The sequence below is a fragment of the Streptomyces sp. NPDC014864 genome (assembly GCF_043081525.1).
In the GTDB taxonomy this organism is placed as follows: Bacteria; Actinomycetota; Actinomycetes; order Streptomycetales; family Streptomycetaceae; genus Streptomyces.
The window spans coordinates 278,854-295,285 of record NZ_JBIBWT010000005.1 but is presented as its reverse complement, the minus strand read 5'-3'; the positions used below and the strand labels follow the sequence as shown (position 1 = coordinate 295,285).

Sequence of the window (16,432 nt, the reverse complement as noted above, 5' to 3'; positions counted from 1 at the left end):
GGAGGCCTCATGCCCTCGGATGCCGTGCTGTACCAGGCGGCGGCGCTCTGCCTGACGTACCCCGACCAGGCCCTGTGCGCCCGGCTGCCGCTGCTGCGCGAAGCCGCGCCGCAGCTGAGGACGTTCGCCGACCACGCGGCCGTGACCCCGCTGGTGGAGCTGGCCGCGCACTACGTGGCGGTCTTCGCGTCCGAGGACGCCGGGGACCGGTACGGGCTGTACCTGAGCCGGTGGGGCGACGAGGGCTCGCGGTGGGACGGGACGGCGGCCGCGCGGTTCGAGGAGCCGTACCGCGTCCACGGCCTGGAGCTCGCCGGCCAGGAGCCGCCCGACTTCCTGCCCGCGGTGCTGGAGTTCACCGCCCGCACCGGCGACACGGAACTGCTCGTGTGCCACCGCGGGGGCCTGGAGCGGCTGCGCTCCCGGCTCAGCGGCCTCGGCACGCCGTACGCCTCCGTGCTGGACGCGGTGTGCGCGGCCGTACCGACGGCCGGTGCCTCCGGCACGGGTCCGTGAGGGCGCCCGTGGGGCCGCCCGGGTGAGGTGACCCGGGCGGTCGGCGTCGGGCGCCGGCGCGAGCGGGCAGGGAGGCCGGGGCGGACGGGCGGACGCTCGCGCGGCCGCCCGTCCGGGGCGGCGGACGCTCAGGCGGCCGGGCCCTTGGTGTCCCGCTCCTCGTCGACGATCTCCGCGTCCACCACGCCCTCCTCGTCGTGGTGCGGCGGCGTGTGCTGCTCGGCGCCCTCCGCCGAGGCCTGCTGGGCCTGGGCGTACATCGCCTGGCCCATCTTCTGGCTGACGGTGGCGAGCTTCTCCGTGCCGGTGCGCAGGGCGGCGGTGTCGGCGTTCTGCTCCAGCAGGGTCTTCACCTCCGCGGTCGCCGCCTCGACCTCGGACCTGGTCTCGGCGGGAATCCGGTCGGTGTTCTCGCGAAGGAACTTCTCCGTCTGGTACACGAGTTGCTCGGCCTGGTTGCGGGTCTCCGCGGCCTCCCGGCGCGCACGGTCCTCCTCCGCGTACTGCTCGGCCTCCCGCATCATGCGGTCGATGTCGTCCTTCGGCAGTGCCGAGCCGCCGGTGACCGTCATCTTCTGCTCGCGGCCGGTCGCCAGGTCCTTCGCGGAGACGTGCATGATCCCGTTGGCGTCGATGTCGAAGGCGACCTCGATCTGCGGCACCCCGCGCGGGGCGGGCGGCAGGCCGGTGAGGTCGAAGACGCCGAGCTTCTTGTTGTAGGCGGCGATCTCCCGTTCGCCCTGGTAGACCTGGATGCCGACCGAGGGCTGGTTGTCGGTGGCGGTCGTGAAGATCTCCGAACGGCGGGTGGGGATCGTCGTGTTGCGCTCGATGAGCCTGGTCATGATGCCGCCCTTGGTCTCGATGCCCAGGGACAGCGGGGTGACGTCGAGGAGCAGGACGTCCTTGACGTCGCCGCGGATGACACCCGCCTGGAGCGCGGCGCCCACCGCCACCACCTCGTCGGGGTTGACGCCCTTGTGCGGGTCCTTGCCGGTGAGGTCCCGCACCAGGTCGGTGACCGCGGGCATCCGGGTGGAGCCGCCGACGAGGATCACGTGGTCGATCCGGGACAGGTCCACCCCGGCGTCCTTGACCGCCTGGTGGAAGGGCTTCTTGCAGCGCTCCAGCAGGTCGGCCGTGAGCTCCTGGAACTGGGCGCGCGTGAGCTTCTCGTCGAGGTGGAGCGGGCCCTCGGCCGAGGCGGTGATGTAGGGCAGGTTGATCGTCGTCTCGGAGGACGAGGACAGCTCGATCTTGGCCTTCTCGGCGCCCTCGCGCAGCCGCTGCAGCGCCATCTTGTCCTTGCCGAGGTCGACGCCGTACTGCCCCTTGAAGCGCTTGACGAGGTGCTCGACGATCCGCTGGTCCCAGTCGTCGCCGCCGAGGTGTGTGTCGCCGTTGGTGGCCTTGACCTCGATGACGCCGTCGCCGATCTCCAGCAGGGAGACGTCGAAGGTGCCGCCGCCGAGATCGAAGACGAGGACGGTCTGCTCCTCGCCCCGGTCGAGGCCGTAGGCGAGGGCCGCGGCCGTCGGCTCGTTGATGATCCGCAGGACTTTGAGCCCGGCGATCTCCCCGGCCTCCTTGGTGGCCTGCCGCTGGGCGTCGTCGAAGTAGGCGGGGACGGTGATCACCGCGTCGGTGACGTCCTCGCCGAGGTAGGACTCCGCATCCCGCTTCAGCTTCTGCAGCACGCGGGCCGACAGCTCCTGCGCCCGGTAGCGGGTGCCGTCCACGGTCCCCTGGTCCGGGAACCGCCACACGGAGTCGCCCATGTGCCGCTTGACCGAACGGGCGGTACGCTCCACGTTCGTCACTGCCTGCCGCTTGGCCACCTCGCCGACGAGCACCTCGCCGTTCTTGGCGAAGGCCACGACCGACGGCGTGGTGCGCGCGCCCTCCGCGTTGGCGACGACGGTGGGCTCACCGCCCTCCAGGACGGCCACCACCGAGTTCGTCGTCCCGAGATCGATCCCGACCGCACGTGCCATCTCCGTCCCCTTCCACCAGGGCGCGTCCCGTTCTCCAGCACAGAACTCCAGTGGTCGGTTGTCAATCCCGCGCGGATCCCGCGTGGTGGTGCGCGCGGCGCGGAGACGACGGTGCCGCGCCCCGGGGAGTCGGGGCGCGGCACCGGGGACGTACGGGCCGGTCAGGCCAGCTTGGCCGACAGGGTGATCGTCGTACCGGCCAGGGCCTGGCTGACCGGGCAGTTCTTCTTGGCGTCCTCGGCGGCGGCGACGAAGGCGTCGTTGTCGACGCCGGGGACGGTGCCCTCGACGGTGAGGTGGATGCCCGTGATGCCCTCACCCGGCTGGAAAGTCACGTCGGCCTTCGTCTCCAGCTTGGTGGGCGGAGTGCCGGCGCCCGCCAGGCCGTGCGAGAGCGCCATGGAGAAGCAGCTGGAGTGGGCGGCGGCGATCAGCTCCTCGGGGCTGGTCTTCCCGTTCGCCTGCTCCGCGCGCGACGGCCACGACACCGGCTGCTGGCCGATGCCGGAGGAGTCGAAGGTGACGACGCCGTTGCCCTCGAGCAGGTTGCCTTCCCAGACGGTGTGTGCGGTGCGCGTGGTTGCCACGGTGGATCCATACCTTTCGCCAAGTTTCCCGTCGCCGGGATTCCGTACGGGTTCCGCGTACCCCCCATCCGATCACATCCGCACCGCCCGGACCCGTGGAACTGCCCGCGACCTGCCGGAGAAGGTCCGCCAATCGCCTGCCGTGCGGCCGGGCGAGGGCCTACAGTCCGATTCATGGTCGAAGTGTTCCAAGTCCTCGGGGGAATCGCGGGATTTGGCGGGGTCGCCCTCGGCGTCCTGTACCTGCTCTACCGAGATCTCGTACGCGACATCATCCGCCGGCGGATGTTCCGGACGCTCACCGCGGCCCAGGCGACCGCCCTGTTCGGCACCGTCGTGGTGCTCGCCTTCGCCGTGGCGATCCTCGGCATCTTCGCCACGCTCGCCGAGAGCAAGGGCGTACGGCAGTTCGTGGTGCTGGTGGGCATGTTGCTGCTCTTCCTGCTGGCCGTGCTGCTGATCGCGGTGCGCACGGTCACCGGCCCGTCGGCCCGGGCCAGGGGCAGCGGGAGGAACGGCGTCGAGCGCTCGCTGGCCGCGGTCCGCAGGCACGTGGAGAGCGACGAACCGGATCAGGCTGAGCGCGCCCTGGAGGCGTCCGGCTCGGCCCGGGACTCCTCGGCCTTCTGGTACTGGAAGGCGAGGATCGCGCTGACCCGCGGCAATCTGGACGTGGCGGCCGGATACGTCGAGGAGGCGCTGAAGCTCGACGGCCGGGATCCGTACAGCATCGCGCTCAAGATCGAGCTGCTGTTGCTGGCCAACGACCCGGACCGGCGTGACCGGGCCGCGCGGCTGTCCGTGGAGAGCACGGGACTGAGCGGCGAACTCGACGCATGGCTCAGGCAGTTGAGGGCCGAGGGAATGTTCGGCGGTGGGGTGCGCACCCGCACGCAGTTCGAGGCACGGTGCCCGCTGCCCACCCGTACCACGGAGGATGCACATGCCGAGTGAGCGGAACAGCGGCGGTGGGGCGCGCGCGGCCGTCGTGTACGTCGGCTCCCCCGCCGGCGCCGGCGGGGACGACGCGGCGGACCGGCCGGCGGCGCGGGTGGCGCTGCGGCAGGCGGAGCGGGCCGGCCTGGTCCCGCTGCCCCGGGTGGCGAGGACGGTGGCGGAGGCCGAGGCCCTGCTCGCGGAGCATCCGGACGCGGTGCTCGTGGTCCATCCCGGTGCCGCCCCGGACGCCGCCGGAAACGGCCGGAGGAACCGGCTGTGGGACCTGCTGACGTGCGGGGTGGCGTTACGGCTGTGCGAGCCCGCCGGGGCGGAGCCGAGCCCGTCCGGCCCGGCCGGTCCACCCGCGGTCGAGCCGGCTCCGGTGTCCGGGGGCGGGGTGGCCCTCCTGGTGGTCGATCTGCCTCGGGAGAGCGGCTCGTGGGGCGGCCCGGCAGGCGCGCCGGACCGTGCGCCGGACGGTGGGGCGGAGGGCGGCCCGGCAGGCGCGCCGGCGGACGGGGCGTGGGAGGGCGGGGCGTGGGAGGGTGGCGCGTGGGAGGGTGGCGCGAAGGGCACGCCGGCGGACGCCGATACGGGCCGGCGGGCGCGGCGCGAGGCCGAATGCCGGGGCTTCGCCGCACGGCTCGGCCTTTCACCCGGCCCGGTGCTCGCGGACCATGGACGCGTCTGGGCGCTGGAACTGGGACGGGCCCTGATGCGGTCCCGCCCGTTGACGGCCCTCGTCCACCCGGAGATCACCCCGCCCGCCCCGGACACCCCGGACGGGGTGCTGTGGCGGTGGCTGCTCGCCGGGCGGGAGATCAGGCCCGGGGCCGGGCCCGTCACACGGCAGGAGCGGTTCCGGCGGATCGCGTGGCAGGAGGCGCGGGAGGGGGAGCTGTCGGCGCGACGTGTGATGGACCAGCCGCCGGAGGAGCGACACCGCCAAGAGCTCGACCTCGGGTCCCTGGACAGGGCCGGTGCCGAGATCGAGCCCCCCGGGTTCCCGGACGACGCGCCCATCGGACGACGCGCCGCGAGGTACCGCTACGAGGTCGGCGAGGAGATGGACCTGGGCAGTTACGCCGCCGACGAGATGGCCCTCGACGTCCAGTCCGAGCGCAGCCACCGGCGCAGATCGGCCGCCGGGGCCCGTTCCGCGGCCTCGGCCCGCGTCAGCCACGGCGCCCCGCCCGGCCGGCGCCCGGCCCTGTTCCGGCGCTCCGGCGAGCCGCTTCCTCACGACGGCCTCTTCATCCGCCGCAACAACGCCTTCGGCACCCGCTCCCCGCTCGGCGTCCGGGACCTCATCGAGCAGGGCGTGATCATCGGTCAGGAACAGATCCGCTTCGACGACTTCGTGGCGGCGCGCACCGAGCAGGTGCCCGGCCCCCCGCCCGGCCGGGCCGTCGGCGTCAGCCACGGGCTGACCGCCGTGCAGGGGGACTTCCGCGCGGACGAGGCGACCACCCACTTCCTTGAGATCACGCTCAAGGCGGGCGAGGCGCATCCCGGGGACGCCCCCGCCGAACCGCTCCCCGTCAACTTCGTCTTCGTCGTGGACACCAGCGGCTCGATGCACGGCGAGAAACTCGACTGCGTCAAGGCGGCCCTGCAGGCGCTGTACGACAGGCTGCGGCCCACGGACTGCCTGGGCATCATCACCTTCGACCACCACGTCCGTACCGCGCTGGCCGCCACCGCCCGGCAGGACCTGCCGTCCGAGCGCTTCGCCCAGGTGGTGTCCGGGCTGAGCGCGGGCGGAGGCACGGACATCAACCTCGGCGTGCAGTACGGCATCGACGAGATCGGCCGCAACGCCCTCGGCAGGCACATGGTCAACTGCCTGTACGTCTTCTCCGACGGCTCCCCGACGTCCGGCGAACGGGACTGGATCAGGATCCGGACCAACATCGCGGCCAAACTCCGCGGTGACCTCACCCTGTCCTGCTTCGGCTTCGGCTCCGACGCCCGGATGCCGGAACTGGCCGCGCTGGCCGGGCTCGCGGGCGGCCACTCGACCTTCGTCACCCGGCCCGAGCAGGTGGGCACGGACCTGCTCGCCGACCTGAACCGGCGCGACCACCTGGCCGCTATCGACATCCAGCTCCGGCTGGACATCGCGCCCGACGTGGAGATCCGGCACCTGTACGGGCACGACCTGGTCACCGATCCCCGGGCCAGGGCCGCGGTGCTGCGGGAGGCGGGCCGGGCGGCGGAGCGGGCCCGCGCGGACTACGGCGCGCAGCCCCTCCCGGACCTCATCACCGAGGAGAAGGGCATCCGGATCTTCGCCCCGGACCTCGCCTTCGGGGAGACGTACTGGATCGTCCTCGAACTCGCCGTGCCGCCGGGCCGCGGGGCGCCGGAGCCGGGCAGCGCCACCGTGCAGTACGTCGACACCGTCACCCGCGCGGGACACCGGCACGACATCGACCTGTCCACCGGCTTCACCCTCGCCGAGGAGACCGTCACGGTGCACGCGGTCGGCCTGTGGACCAGCGAGGTCACCTTCTACGCGCTCGACGACCTGTACGACCGCGACCGGGACGCGGCGACGAAGCGGCTGACGCACCACATCCAGGTGCTGCGGGCCGCCCACGACAAGCTGCCGGCCCGGGAGTTCCGCGACGACCAGGTGACCCTGCAGAAGCTGATCACGCTGACCAGCGCGCTGGACACGGTGGTGTCGTTCAGCGACACGGCCCACGGTCCGGGCGCCGCGTCCGCGGTCATGGCGATGAACGACTTCGGCCGGGTCCGGTCGGGGTTCTGGCCCCAGGTCTGACATCCGCCGCGGCCGGCGGCCGCGCGGGCGCCGGTCGCACGGGCGCCGGTCGCACGGGCGCCGGGGTACGGGCGAGGGGTCACGCGGCCCGCTCGTCCTCCTGCTCGTCGAGCGGCACGTGCGGGCCGTGCGCCTCGCTCAGCCAGCGGCGCAGCACCCGGTGGACGTGCTCCGCGCCGACGACCTCGCCCTCCTGCTCCCCGGCGGGCGGCGAGAGGGTCAGCGGCGACAGCAGGAACGGGCGGCCCTGGGCCCCGCCGAGCCCGCCGTGGGAGCCGATCTGCTCCTCGAAGGCGAGGACCTCGCCGTCGGCCGGGTCGTGGCAGGAGTTGACCATGATGTCGGCGGCGTGCGGGAAGGAGTGCGTGCGGCGGACCGCGTCGGCGGCGCCGGGACCGAAGCCGGCGAGCGGGCCGGGGTTCTCGTCGAGGTCGCCGAGCGGGATCTGCGCGCCGCGCGCGCCGAGCACGAGGCCGCCGTGCTCCTCGCTGCGGACGAGCACGAAGCCGACGCCGGGGTGGTTGGCGAGCGTGGTCAGCAGCCCCGGGTGGCGGGCGTCGATCTCCTCCCGGCTCATCCGGTGCGGCACGTCGGGGAAGGACACCAGGCCCAGGTTGCCGGAGGCCAGCACGACCGGCTCCGTGGCGCGCCCGGCGGGCCGGTCGCGCTCCGGGAACTCCTCGACCGGCCGGTGCAGGGCCGCCCGGACCGCCGCCCGCGCCTCGGCGCCGCTGCGGGTGCGCTCCGCCCGGCGCGGCACGGGCAGTCCGCAGCCGGCCCGCACCAGGTCGGCCAGGGTGAGGCCGTAGCGGGAGCGGAAGGTCTCGCCGGGGCTCTGTCCGTGGTCGGACAGGACGACGATCCGGTACGGGCGCGGGGCGTGCTCGGCGGCCTTCTCGATCAGCGCGAGCGCGCGGTCCAGCCGGTGCAGGACCTGCTGCGCGTCCCGGCTGAGCGGCCCGGAGTGGTGGGCCACCTCGTCGTAGGCGACCAGGTCGGCGTAGACGGCGGCGCGTCCGCCGAGCAGGTCGCCCATCACCGCGGCGACGACGACGTCGCGTTCGACGACGGTCGCGAAGGCGCGGACGAAGGGGTAGAGGCCGCCGCGGCCGACCCGCGGGCGCTGTTCGCGGAGCCGGGCGCGGACCGCCTGGCCGATCTCGCGGCCCGCGTCGGCGACGAAGGACAGGGCGGTGCGGACGGCGTTGGCGGGATCGGAGAAGTAGGCGAAGTAGCCTGCGCGGGAGCGGTTGCCGGGGCCGCGGCGGGCCGACACGGACAGGACGAGGGCGAGTTCCTCGGCGCCGCCGCTGAACAGGTTGCCGCGGCTGGCGCCGTCGAGGGTGAGCAGCCCGCCGTCGCCGGTGCGCTCGACTGCGCGGCGCTGGAGCTCGGCGGCGCTGGTCGGGCGGTTGCAGACCACGATCTCCCCGGTGTCCTTCTCGTACCAGCGGAAGGCGGGGACGTCGTGGTTGGAGCCGTGCAGGATGCCGAGCTGGCTGGCGCCGGTCTGACTGGACCAGTCGGTGCGCCAGGGGGTGAGCCGGTGGGTGGCCCGCGGCCCCGGGTTCTCCGTTCCGGTGCCGAGCCAGCGGGCCACGGTCGGCATCAGGCCCCGGCCGACCGCGTCCAGCAGGACGTCGTGCCCGACGCCGTCGAGCTGTACGACGACGGTGCCCGGCGTGGTCGGGCCGGGCGGGAGCCGTCTGCGGCGGCGGTCGGCGAGCCGGTACAGCCGGCGCCGGTAGGCGTCGTCGTCGCGGACGGCGAGCGCGGCGCCGGTGGCCGAGGCGACCGCGGACATCACGGCGGCCACGACGACGGCGGTCTCGGGCGCCGCCTCCGGCTCCCCGGAGGGGTTGATGCGCAGCGCGAGGAGGAGCAGTGAGCCGTTGAGGAAGAACACCAGCAGCCCCAGTACGAGCGCCGGCACCAGCAGCAGCGCCCGCACGAGCAGGGGCCAGACGACGGCGGAGAGCAGACCGAAGGCGCCGGCCCCGAGCGCTGCGGTCACGGCGATGCTGGTGGCGCTGTCACCGGCGGGCGACTGCAACTGGAAGTCCGGCAGGATCCCCGCGAGCGCCAGCAGGGTGACCGTGCTGACGGCCCACACCGTGATGCTCCGTCCGACCTGACTGGCGACCCGCCGCCACCGCCCGCCACGCACGCCGCGCACCTCACGTCCCGGCCCGGTCGCACACGGGCCCGAACTCAGCTTGTCACACAAGCCGCCCCCGCCTCACCAGCCGGTACGGCCGGCCGCCCAGGACCTGTCCATGATCGGCCGGACAGGTCCTAACGCCCGTCGTAACCGGCGGTCGGCATGGACAGCCGACGGTGCACGTGCGCCTTCATCTGCGCGTCGTACGACGGCTCGGCCCGGCCCACCGTCTCCACCCGCACGCCCCGCCGCGCGCACTCGGCGGTGAACTCCTCGACGGAGGACAGCGCCCGCTCCAGGACGCGCCGGCTGGGGGCGACGAACAGGTCCACGCCGGGCCGCACCCCGTCCCACAGGGCCGAGTGGTCGGTACGCAGCCCGCGCACGAGGAGCTCGCGCGCGACCACGTACCCGTGCTCCGCCGCCCAGCGCGCGCACATGGCGTGCTGGCTGCGGGAGTCCACCAGGAAGGGTTCGTCGTTGAGCTCTTCCAGGGGGGTCAGGCTCGCGATGGCCGTGACCCGGACCGGCACCGCGGCGGCGGCGCCGGAGGCGTCCCGCACGTTTCCCATGGAGTCCCCCCTCACCTCCGGGTTTTCGCCGCCGACCCTACTCCTGCACGTAGGCTCTGGGGAGTCGCGCGAAGGAGGCAAAGAAGGTGCCGGTGCAGATCACCTGGTGGGGTCACGCGACGTGCACCATCGAGGACTCGAACGTGCGTGTGCTCACCGATCCGCTGTTCGCACGCCGGCTCGCGCACCTGCGGCGCCGGCGCGGCGCGCTGCCGCCGCCGGGCGCCTGGCACGCGGACGTGGCGCTGGTCTCGCATCTGCACGCCGACCACCTCCATCTCCCGTCGCTGACCCGGCTGGCCCCGGGCACGCGCCTGCTCGTGCCCCGGGGCGCGCCCCGCGCGGTGCCGGGGCTGCGCCGGCTCGGCCATCTGCGGATCACCGAGGTGGCGCACGGCGACCGCGTCGAGGTCGGCGGGGTCGTCGTCCGCGCGGTCCCCGCGCACCACGACGGGCGCCGGCTGCCGTTCGGCAAGCATCACTCCCCCGCCCTCGGCTACGTCGTCGAGGGCCGGGCACGGACGTACTTCGCCGGGGACACCGGGCTGTTCGACGGCATGGCCGAGGAGGTCGGGCAGGTCGACGCGGCGCTGCTGCCGGTGGGCGGCTGGGGGCCGTACCTCGGTGCGGGGCACCTGGACGCGGGCCGGGCGGCCCAGGCGGTGGCCCGGCTGGCGCCGCGCACGGCGGTGCCGGTGCACTACGGCACGTACTGGCCGATCGGGCTGGACGCCGTGCGCCCCCATGAGTTCCACGCGCCGGGCGACGAATTCGTGCGCCTGGCGGCGCGGCGCGCGCCCCGGGTGGCGGTGCACCGGCTCGGGCACGGGGAGAGCGTGCGCCTGGAGGTCGCCCGGTGACACGGCTCGCCGCGCTGGTGACGCTCGTGCCACCGGAGTCGACCCAGCGGGCCATCGGCTATCCGTCGCTGTTCCTGCTGGTGCTGATCGGGGCGCTGGTTCCGGTGGTGCCGACGGGTGCGCTGGTCAGTTCGGCGGCGGTGGTGGCCTTCCACCAGACGGCGCCGTTCTCGATGGCGCTGGTGTTCGCCACCGCGTCGACGGCCGCGTTCTGCGGGGACGGGGCGCTGTACTGGCTGGGCCGGCGCGGGATGCGCTCGAAGAACGGCTCGCGATGGCTGGCGGCCATACGGGGCCGGGCGCCGGAGGACCGGCTCCGGCAGGCGCAGGACAAGCTCGCCGGGCACGGGGTGGCGGTGCTGGTGCTGTCCCGGCTGGTCCCGGCCGGGCGCATCCCGGTGATGCTGGCCTGTCTGCTGGCGAAGTGGCCGCTGCGCCGCTTCGCCCGCGGCAATCTCCCGGCCTGCCTGGCCTGGGCGCTGACGTACGAGCTGATCGGCGTCCTCGGCGGGTCGCTCTTCCCCGAGCCGTGGGAGGGCGTGCTCGCGGCGGTCGTGCTGACGGTGCTGATCGGCGCGGCCCCCAGCGTGTGGCGCCGGATCCGGCGGACGTCACCGGCCGAGCGCTCGGGCTGACCCGCCCGCCCCCGCGCGAGCCCGGCCGGAGGGCTGGTCCAGCACCCGGGAGGCCCCGACCGGCAGGTCCCACAGGTCTTCCCGGGGCAGGCCGGCCTTCTCCCAGGCCGCGCGCACCCGGGTGAGCGGTTCGAGCACGGGCTCGGCGGAGAGGACGAACGTGCCCCAGTGCATAGGGGCCAGGCGGCGGGCGCCGAGGTCGAGGGTGGCCCGCACGGCCTCCTCCGGGTCGCAGTGCACGTCGCTGAGCCACCACCGGGGGTCGTAGGCGCCGATGGGGAGCAGGGCGAGGTCGATGTCCGGGTAGCGGCGGCCGATGCGGGTGAACCAGTGGCCGTAGCCCGTGTCCCCGGCGAAGTAGACGCGCCGCCCGTCGGGAGCGGTGAGCACCCAGCCGCCCCACAGGCTGCGGCAGGTGTCGGTGAGGGTGCGCTTGGACCAGTGGTGGGCGGGTACGAAGTCGAACCGGACCCCGCCCAGTGCCGCCGCCTCCCACCAGTCGAGCTCGGTGACGCGGGTGAACCGGCGGCGCTCGAACCAGCGGCCGAGCCCGGCCGGCACGAACACCGGTGTGTCGCGCGGCAGCCGGCGCAGCGTCGGAGCGTCCAGGTGGTCGTAGTGGTTGTGGCTGATGACGACCGCGTCGACGCGCGGCAGGGCCTCCCAGGGGACGCCGACGGGCGTGATGCGGGCCGGGGTGCCGATGATGCGGCGGGACCACACCGGATCGGTCAGCACGGTGAGCCCGCCGATCCGGACGATCCAGCTGGCGTGTCCCGCCCAGGTGACGGCGACGGTCCCGGCGTCGACACGGGGCAGCGGACCGGGTTCGTAGGGCAGCAGCGGGATGTCGGCGAGGCCCTCCTTGCCCGGGCGGACGGCGCCCTCGCGGGCGAACCGGGCGAGGGCCTTGAGTCCGGGCAGCGGGGCGGTGAGCCGGTCGTGGAAGGACCGCGGCCACACCCGGCGTTCGCCCAGCGGGCGCGGCGCGGCGAGCGGCGGGACGGAGGGGGCGGGCCGGGACGCGGGCGCCGGGTCGCCGGTGTTGCGGACGGGCGCGGCCGCCCTCACGGCTCTGGTGGCGGAGGCGGTCGAGGGCGCGGACGCGGACGAGGACCCGGGCGAGGTCGTGGACGTGGGCGGCTCGGACTGCTGCGTCATCGAGGAGGCTCCCATCGCTGAGCGTCGTCGCGGAGATCGTCGAAGACCGACCTCAAGAGGTTCAACGCGCGTTGCACGTGTGGCAGTTCCAACGGCACGGGTGACGTGAGGCATTCCGCGCGCTCCTCGTCGGTGCGGCCCAGCAGGTCGCCGGTGGACAGCCGCACGCGCAGCGCGCCGAGGTCGTCGCCGAAGCGGTGGCCGCCCGGCGCGGGCATCCGGAGGCGGGCGCCGAGGAAGTCCTCCAGTTCCTGCGCGTCCCCGATGTCGCGGGCGGCGAGCGCGGAGCGCAGCGGGCCGAGGTCGGCGTACAGGTGCCGGCCCGCCTGGGGCGGCCGGGCCAGCGCGCCCCCGGCGACCACGGCGGCGTACACGGCCTGCGCCAAGCGCGCGTGCAGGCCGACGGAGGCGGTCAGGCGTGCGGTGACCGGGCCGGGTTCGTCGAGGGCGTAGGCCGCCGCGGCGGCGACCGGGTCGGCGACGCGGGCGTCGAGCGCGGTGAGCACGTCGAGCACCCGCGCGTGCAGGTCGTCGCCCGTGCCGCCGGCGGGGAAACGGGCCACGGCGGCGGGCCACCCGGTCGGCATGAGCGCGCCGGCGAGGTCGGTGACGACGGTGACCCGGCCGGGCAGCATCTCGGCGGGGCTGAGCAGCACCGTCCGGTGCGGCGCGTGCACGGTGTCGCGCCAGGTCTCGTCACTGACCAGGTGCAGGCCCTCGCCCGCCGCGGCCTCCACGGTCTCGTGCAGCACCTCCGGGGGCGCGACGGTGGCGGTGGGGTCGTCGGCCACCGACAGGACGAGCAGCCGGGGGTCGCCGCCCTCGGCGCGGACCCGGCGGACGGTCTCCAGCAGGGCGTAGGGATCGGGAACGCCGCCGCACTCGGCCGGCGTCGCCACATGGAAGGCGGGCCGTCCCAGCAGGCGTGCGTAGGGCGCCCACCAGGCGGCGCAGGGGCGCGGCACCAGGACGTCGCCGCCGAGCGCGGCGGTCAGCGCGAGCAGCAGGGAGGGCGCGCCCGGCGCGGCCGCGACGCGGTCGGGTTCGGTGGGCAGCCCGCGCCGGGTCCAGTAGCCGCAGGCGGCGGCGAGGAGGGGCCGACCGCCACCGATCGGCCGCTCCGTGGTGTGGCCCGCGGCCGCGGCGACCGCCTCGGACAGTTCGGGGAGCACCGGGAGGCCCTCGCCGGGGAGGCCCGGACCGTAGCGGACGGGGCCGTGTCCTTCCGGGGCCGTCCGCCGCATGGGTACCTCCGCGCAGTCCCTGGGTGCCGTGCCGTGCGTGCCGTGCGCTGCCGTGTGCCGTCGCCGTCGCTGTCGGGTCGTGCGGTCCGTGAGGGGCTGGTGCGCGCTCCGCGGCGCGGGGCGGAGCCCTCGGCCTCTGAGTACCCACGGGGCGCCGTCCCATGACCGTGTCCCGGGTTGCGCGAGTCACACGGGAGCCCACCCCCGGCGGTGGAGGTCGGCTCCCGCCCCCCGGGCGCCGGGCGCGTCGCCTTCGGGCGGTGCACCCGTGGGTCGTACGTGCGTGGAACGTACGTGCGTGAGCCGTCCGTTCATCGGGCGTCCGTTCGTCCGCGCCTCCACAGCCGGTGTCCCGCGGCGCCGAACGCCGCCGCGATCAGTACCCCGCCGGTGACCAGGGCCGGCAGCGACGGGGCGAAGGTGCCGCCCTCCCCGGCCTGCACACCGTGGTCCATCATGCCGCCGTCGCCGGAGCCCTGGTCACGGCCGGACTCCTGGTCACGGCCGGAGTCGTGGCCGCCCGTGCCCTTGGAGGGGTCGCCGCCCGGCACCTGGCCGTGGGACGGGTCGTAGGAGCCCTCCTTACCGCCGTCCTGGTCGGAGGCGTCAGGGGCGGAGTCCTGCGAGGACGACGGGGCCGGGGGACGCGACGGCTCGCGGGCGGTCTCGTCGCGGGACGAGTCGGGGGCGGCGCCCTGCGACTGCTGCGGACGGGCGAGACCGTCCGCCCCCTCGTCCTTCGGCACCGTGTCCTGCGGCACCGTGTCCTGCGCCTCGGAGTCCGGCTGTTCCTCGTCCTGCGCCGGGGAATCCTCCCCCGTCGAGCCCTCTGGGTCCGCCGAGCTCTGCACGTCCTGCGTGGGCGTCGAGTTCCGCGTGGCCCGCAGGCCGCTCGTGTCCGGCGCGGCCTGCGCGTCGCGCGTGGCCGTACCCGGTGCGGCCGGCTCGTGCGTTGCCCGGCTCTGCGAGCCGGTCGAGCCGTGCCCGGACCGGGAGCCGACCGAGCCCGTCGTGCCCGTCGTGCCATGCGTGGACCGGGGGCTCTGCGAGCCTCGCGTCACCCGCGAGGCCGGCTCCGATGTGGGCGTCGGCTCCCGGGGGGTGTCCGGTCGTACGCTGCTCGCGCCGGCCGCCGGGTCCGGGGACGGGGCAGCCACGGCCGGGGCTGCTGCGCCCGCTATGACGCCCGCCAGGACGACGGCGGGCAGGGCACGGGGGGTGAGGCGCATGGGCGGGTCTCCTTGGACCGACGGCGGCTGGCGGCACGGCGTTCGTGCCGTGCACAGCCATCACATCCGCTCGGGCCGCGGGCCGCGCGCCGCCGGGCCCCATTAGCGGGACACGAACGGCCTGTCGGGTGACCCCGAGGGCCATCGCCCCCCCGGGCCGGGCGGCTACGCCCCGTCCCGCATCACCTGGTCGCGCAGCCGGTCGCAGCACCGGGAGATCAGCCGGGACACGTGCATCTGCGAGATGCCCATCTGCTCGGCGATCCGGCTCTGCGTCATGTCGTCGAAGAAGCGCATGTAGAGAATGGCCCGCTCGCGCTCCGGCAGGGCCGCGAGCCGGGGCTTGACGGCCTCGCGGTCCACCACGGTGTCCAGGGCCGGGTCGGGCGAGCCGAGGGCGTCGCTCAGCGAGTATCCGTCGTCGCTGCCGGGCAGTTCGGCGTCGAGCGAGAGGGCCGTGAAGCTCTCCAGCGCCTCCAGCCCTGCCCGGACGTCCTCCTCGCTCAGGTCCGCGTGCCGTGCGATCTCGGCGACCGTGGGCTGCCGGCCCGGGATCGTCTGCGAGAGTTCCTGGCGGGCGAACCGGACGCGGTTGCGCAGGTCCTGCACCCGGCGCGGCACGTGCAGGGTCCACATGTGGTCTCGGAAGTGCCGCTTGATCTCACCGGTGACGGTGGGGACGGCGTAGCTCTCGAAGGCGTGGCCGCGTTCGGGGTCGTAGCGGTCCACCGCCTTGACCAGGCCGAGAGCCGCGACCTGGCGCAGGTCGTCGTAGCTCTCGCCGCGGCTGCGGAAGCGGCCCGCGATCCGCTCGGCCATGGGCAGCCAGGCTTCGGTGATCTCCTCGCGCAGTGCGTCGCGCTCGGGGCCCGCCGGCAGCGCGGCGAGCCTGCGGAAGTCCTCCGCGGTGTCGGGGGCGTCGTCGTGCGGGTGCTTCGCGCTCGCTTGAGTTCGCATGGTGCGTCGCAGCTCCCTCGGAGTGCTCTGGGGGTGGACGGTCACCGCAGGAGATTCGACGCGATCAGGCCGGACGCAGAGGTGACGGCTCTCGGTGCCGCTCCCACGGGCGTGCCTCCGGTCCGAAGCACTGAGTGTGCGCCTGCCCCGGGCCTGCGGGTCCAAACACCCCGTCATGTCCGGGAAGGACACGGGGCACCGGCTGTCCGGCAAGGATCCCGGGAGGAACGCGGGAAGCCCCAGGGAAGAGCGGGGGAAGACCCCTGGAGGACCCGCTCCCCGAAAGGCCGTGTCGGCTCCCCCTGCACGGGTACGCGGTGGCCACCCTTGAGATCTGGAGGGAGCACCATGCAGCGAGGCAGCGACCGGCTGAGCGTCCACCGTGACGACGAGATGAAGCACGAACTGCAGGGCCTGCTCAGGTCCGGCCATCCCACACGGAGCGAGGAGTGGCACGACCCGGAGCCGACCGCCGACGACGACCCGGAGGTCTGGGGCGGGCCGGTGGCACCGGGCGGTTCCCGCGCGTCCCTGGAGACCATCCGGCTGGAGCTGGTCCGGTTCCTCGGGCGCAGCTCCTTCCCGGCGGGTCCGGGGGACCTGGTCCCCGCCCTGCGCCGGAAGAACGCGCCGGACGCCCTGATCGAGGCCGTGGAGCGGCTGCCGCGCAAGGCGCGCTGGGCCAACGTCCAGGAGCTGGCCCGGGAGCTGACGCACGGCGCGCCCGAGCGGCTGGACTGGCCCGCGCGAGAGGGCCGGACCTGATCCCCCTCGGGGCAAGGGGGGCAG

14 protein-coding genes are annotated in these 16,432 nt (G+C 74.7%); 6 read left to right on the top strand and 8 right to left on the bottom strand.

Going from position 1 to position 16,432, the window contains the following annotated elements; all coding sequences use genetic code 11:
* Nucleotides 1-9 precede the first annotated feature (9 nt).
* Nucleotides 10-516 (top strand): nitrate reductase molybdenum cofactor assembly chaperone, encoded by a 507-nt coding sequence (locus tag ACF1A5_RS11845; RefSeq protein WP_392192684.1) that lies wholly within the window; start codon nucleotides 10-12, stop codon nucleotides 514-516.
* Between the two features lie 128 nt (nucleotides 517-644).
* On the opposite strand, the gene dnaK is transcribed toward ACF1A5_RS11845, so the two are convergent.
* Nucleotides 645-2,510, bottom strand: a complete 1,866-nt coding sequence (dnaK, locus tag ACF1A5_RS11840; protein WP_392192683.1) for a molecular chaperone DnaK — start codon at nucleotides 2,508-2,510, stop codon at nucleotides 645-647.
* A gap of 161 nt (nucleotides 2,511-2,671) precedes the next feature.
* Nucleotides 2,672-3,097, bottom strand: coding sequence for an OsmC family protein (locus tag ACF1A5_RS11835; RefSeq protein ID WP_392192682.1), 426 nt, complete (start codon nucleotides 3,095-3,097; stop codon nucleotides 2,672-2,674).
* 174 nt (nucleotides 3,098-3,271) lie between these two features.
* Between ACF1A5_RS11835 and ACF1A5_RS11830 the strand changes: the two genes are divergently transcribed.
* Both ACF1A5_RS11830 and ACF1A5_RS11825 read left to right on the top strand, forming a co-directional pair.
* Nucleotides 3,272-4,051 carry a tetratricopeptide repeat protein gene (locus ACF1A5_RS11830; protein WP_392192681.1) on the top strand — a complete coding sequence of 260 codons (780 nt, stop codon included), beginning with the start codon at nucleotides 3,272-3,274 and terminating at the stop codon, nucleotides 4,049-4,051.
* The gene (locus ACF1A5_RS11825; protein ID WP_392192680.1) at nucleotides 4,041-6,824 is read left to right on the top strand and encodes a VWA domain-containing protein; all 2,784 of its coding nucleotides are present in this window, start codon (nucleotides 4,041-4,043) and stop codon (nucleotides 6,822-6,824) included. The genes ACF1A5_RS11830 and ACF1A5_RS11825 overlap by 11 nt, the downstream gene beginning before the upstream one ends.
* 79 nt (nucleotides 6,825-6,903) lie before the next feature.
* On the opposite strand, the gene ACF1A5_RS11820 is transcribed toward ACF1A5_RS11825, so the two are convergent.
* Both ACF1A5_RS11820 and ACF1A5_RS11815 read right to left on the bottom strand, forming a co-directional pair.
* Entirely contained in the window at nucleotides 6,904-8,991 is a 2,088-nt protein-coding gene (locus ACF1A5_RS11820; protein ID WP_392192679.1) for a phage holin family protein, read from the bottom strand.
* Between the two features lie 128 nt (nucleotides 8,992-9,119).
* The gene (locus tag ACF1A5_RS11815; RefSeq protein WP_392192678.1) at nucleotides 9,120-9,557 is read right to left on the bottom strand and encodes a hypothetical protein; all 438 of its coding nucleotides are present in this window, start codon (nucleotides 9,555-9,557) and stop codon (nucleotides 9,120-9,122) included.
* An 86-nt stretch (nucleotides 9,558-9,643) separates the two neighbouring features.
* Here ACF1A5_RS11815 and ACF1A5_RS11810 point away from each other — a divergent pair, with 86 nt between their 5' ends.
* Nucleotides 9,644-10,417: an MBL fold metallo-hydrolase gene (locus tag ACF1A5_RS11810; protein ID WP_392192677.1), complete on the top strand. Its 774-nt coding sequence runs from the start codon at nucleotides 9,644-9,646 to the stop codon at nucleotides 10,415-10,417.
* Nucleotides 10,414-11,052 carry a DedA family protein gene (locus tag ACF1A5_RS11805; protein ID WP_392192676.1) on the top strand — a complete coding sequence of 213 codons (639 nt, stop codon included), beginning with the start codon at nucleotides 10,414-10,416 and terminating at the stop codon, nucleotides 11,050-11,052. Before ACF1A5_RS11810 ends, ACF1A5_RS11805 begins: the two co-directional genes overlap by 4 nt.
* Here ACF1A5_RS11805 and ACF1A5_RS11800 read toward each other — a convergent pair.
* From ACF1A5_RS11800 to ACF1A5_RS11785, 4 genes are all read right to left on the bottom strand, one after another.
* A complete protein-coding gene (locus ACF1A5_RS11800; RefSeq protein WP_392192675.1) occupies nucleotides 11,029-12,213 on the bottom strand; it encodes an MBL fold metallo-hydrolase in 1,185 nt (394 codons plus the stop codon). The genes ACF1A5_RS11805 and ACF1A5_RS11800 overlap by 24 nt on opposite strands.
* Nucleotides 12,210-13,457 (bottom strand): aminotransferase class I/II-fold pyridoxal phosphate-dependent enzyme, encoded by a 1,248-nt coding sequence (locus tag ACF1A5_RS11795; RefSeq protein WP_392192674.1) that lies wholly within the window; start codon nucleotides 13,455-13,457, stop codon nucleotides 12,210-12,212. Before ACF1A5_RS11795 ends, ACF1A5_RS11800 begins: the two co-directional genes overlap by 4 nt.
* 311 nt (nucleotides 13,458-13,768) lie before the next feature.
* The gene (locus ACF1A5_RS11790; protein WP_392192673.1) at nucleotides 13,769-14,686 is read right to left on the bottom strand and encodes a hypothetical protein; all 918 of its coding nucleotides are present in this window, start codon (nucleotides 14,684-14,686) and stop codon (nucleotides 13,769-13,771) included.
* A 165-nt stretch (nucleotides 14,687-14,851) separates the two neighbouring features.
* Nucleotides 14,852-15,643, bottom strand: coding sequence for an RNA polymerase sigma factor SigF (locus ACF1A5_RS11785; protein WP_392192672.1), 792 nt, complete (start codon nucleotides 15,641-15,643; stop codon nucleotides 14,852-14,854).
* A 348-nt stretch (nucleotides 15,644-15,991) separates the two neighbouring features.
* Here ACF1A5_RS11785 and ACF1A5_RS11780 point away from each other — a divergent pair, with 348 nt between their 5' ends.
* The gene (locus ACF1A5_RS11780) at nucleotides 15,992-16,408 is read left to right on the top strand and encodes a DUF2795 domain-containing protein (protein WP_392192671.1); all 417 of its coding nucleotides are present in this window, start codon (nucleotides 15,992-15,994) and stop codon (nucleotides 16,406-16,408) included.
* The last annotated feature ends 24 nt before the right edge of the window (nucleotides 16,409-16,432 follow it).

What these genes read in the sequence shown, in the direction of transcription:
- ACF1A5_RS11845 (WP_392192684.1), top strand. Translation starts at nt 10, where the DNA reads ATGCCCTCGGATGCCGTGCTGTACCAGGCGGCGGCGCTCTGCCTGACG.
- dnaK (WP_392192683.1), bottom strand. Translation starts at nt 2,510, where the DNA reads ATGGCACGTGCGGTCGGGATCGATCTCGGGACGACGAACTCGGTGGTG.
- ACF1A5_RS11830 (WP_392192681.1), top strand. Translation starts at nt 3,272, where the DNA reads ATGGTCGAAGTGTTCCAAGTCCTCGGGGGAATCGCGGGATTTGGCGGG.
- ACF1A5_RS11825 (WP_392192680.1), top strand. Translation starts at nt 4,041, where the DNA reads ATGCCGAGTGAGCGGAACAGCGGCGGTGGGGCGCGCGCGGCCGTCGTG.
- ACF1A5_RS11815 (WP_392192678.1), bottom strand. Translation starts at nt 9,557, where the DNA reads ATGGGAAACGTGCGGGACGCCTCCGGCGCCGCCGCCGCGGTGCCGGTC.
- ACF1A5_RS11800 (WP_392192675.1), bottom strand. Translation starts at nt 12,213, where the DNA reads ATGACGCAGCAGTCCGAGCCGCCCACGTCCACGACCTCGCCCGGGTCC.
- ACF1A5_RS11795 (WP_392192674.1), bottom strand. Translation starts at nt 13,457, where the DNA reads ATGCGGCGGACGGCCCCGGAAGGACACGGCCCCGTCCGCTACGGTCCG.
- ACF1A5_RS11790 (WP_392192673.1), bottom strand. Translation starts at nt 14,686, where the DNA reads ATGCGCCTCACCCCCCGTGCCCTGCCCGCCGTCGTCCTGGCGGGCGTC.
- ACF1A5_RS11785 (WP_392192672.1), bottom strand. Translation starts at nt 15,643, where the DNA reads ATGCGAACTCAAGCGAGCGCGAAGCACCCGCACGACGACGCCCCCGAC.
- ACF1A5_RS11780 (WP_392192671.1), top strand. Translation starts at nt 15,992, where the DNA reads ATGCAGCGAGGCAGCGACCGGCTGAGCGTCCACCGTGACGACGAGATG.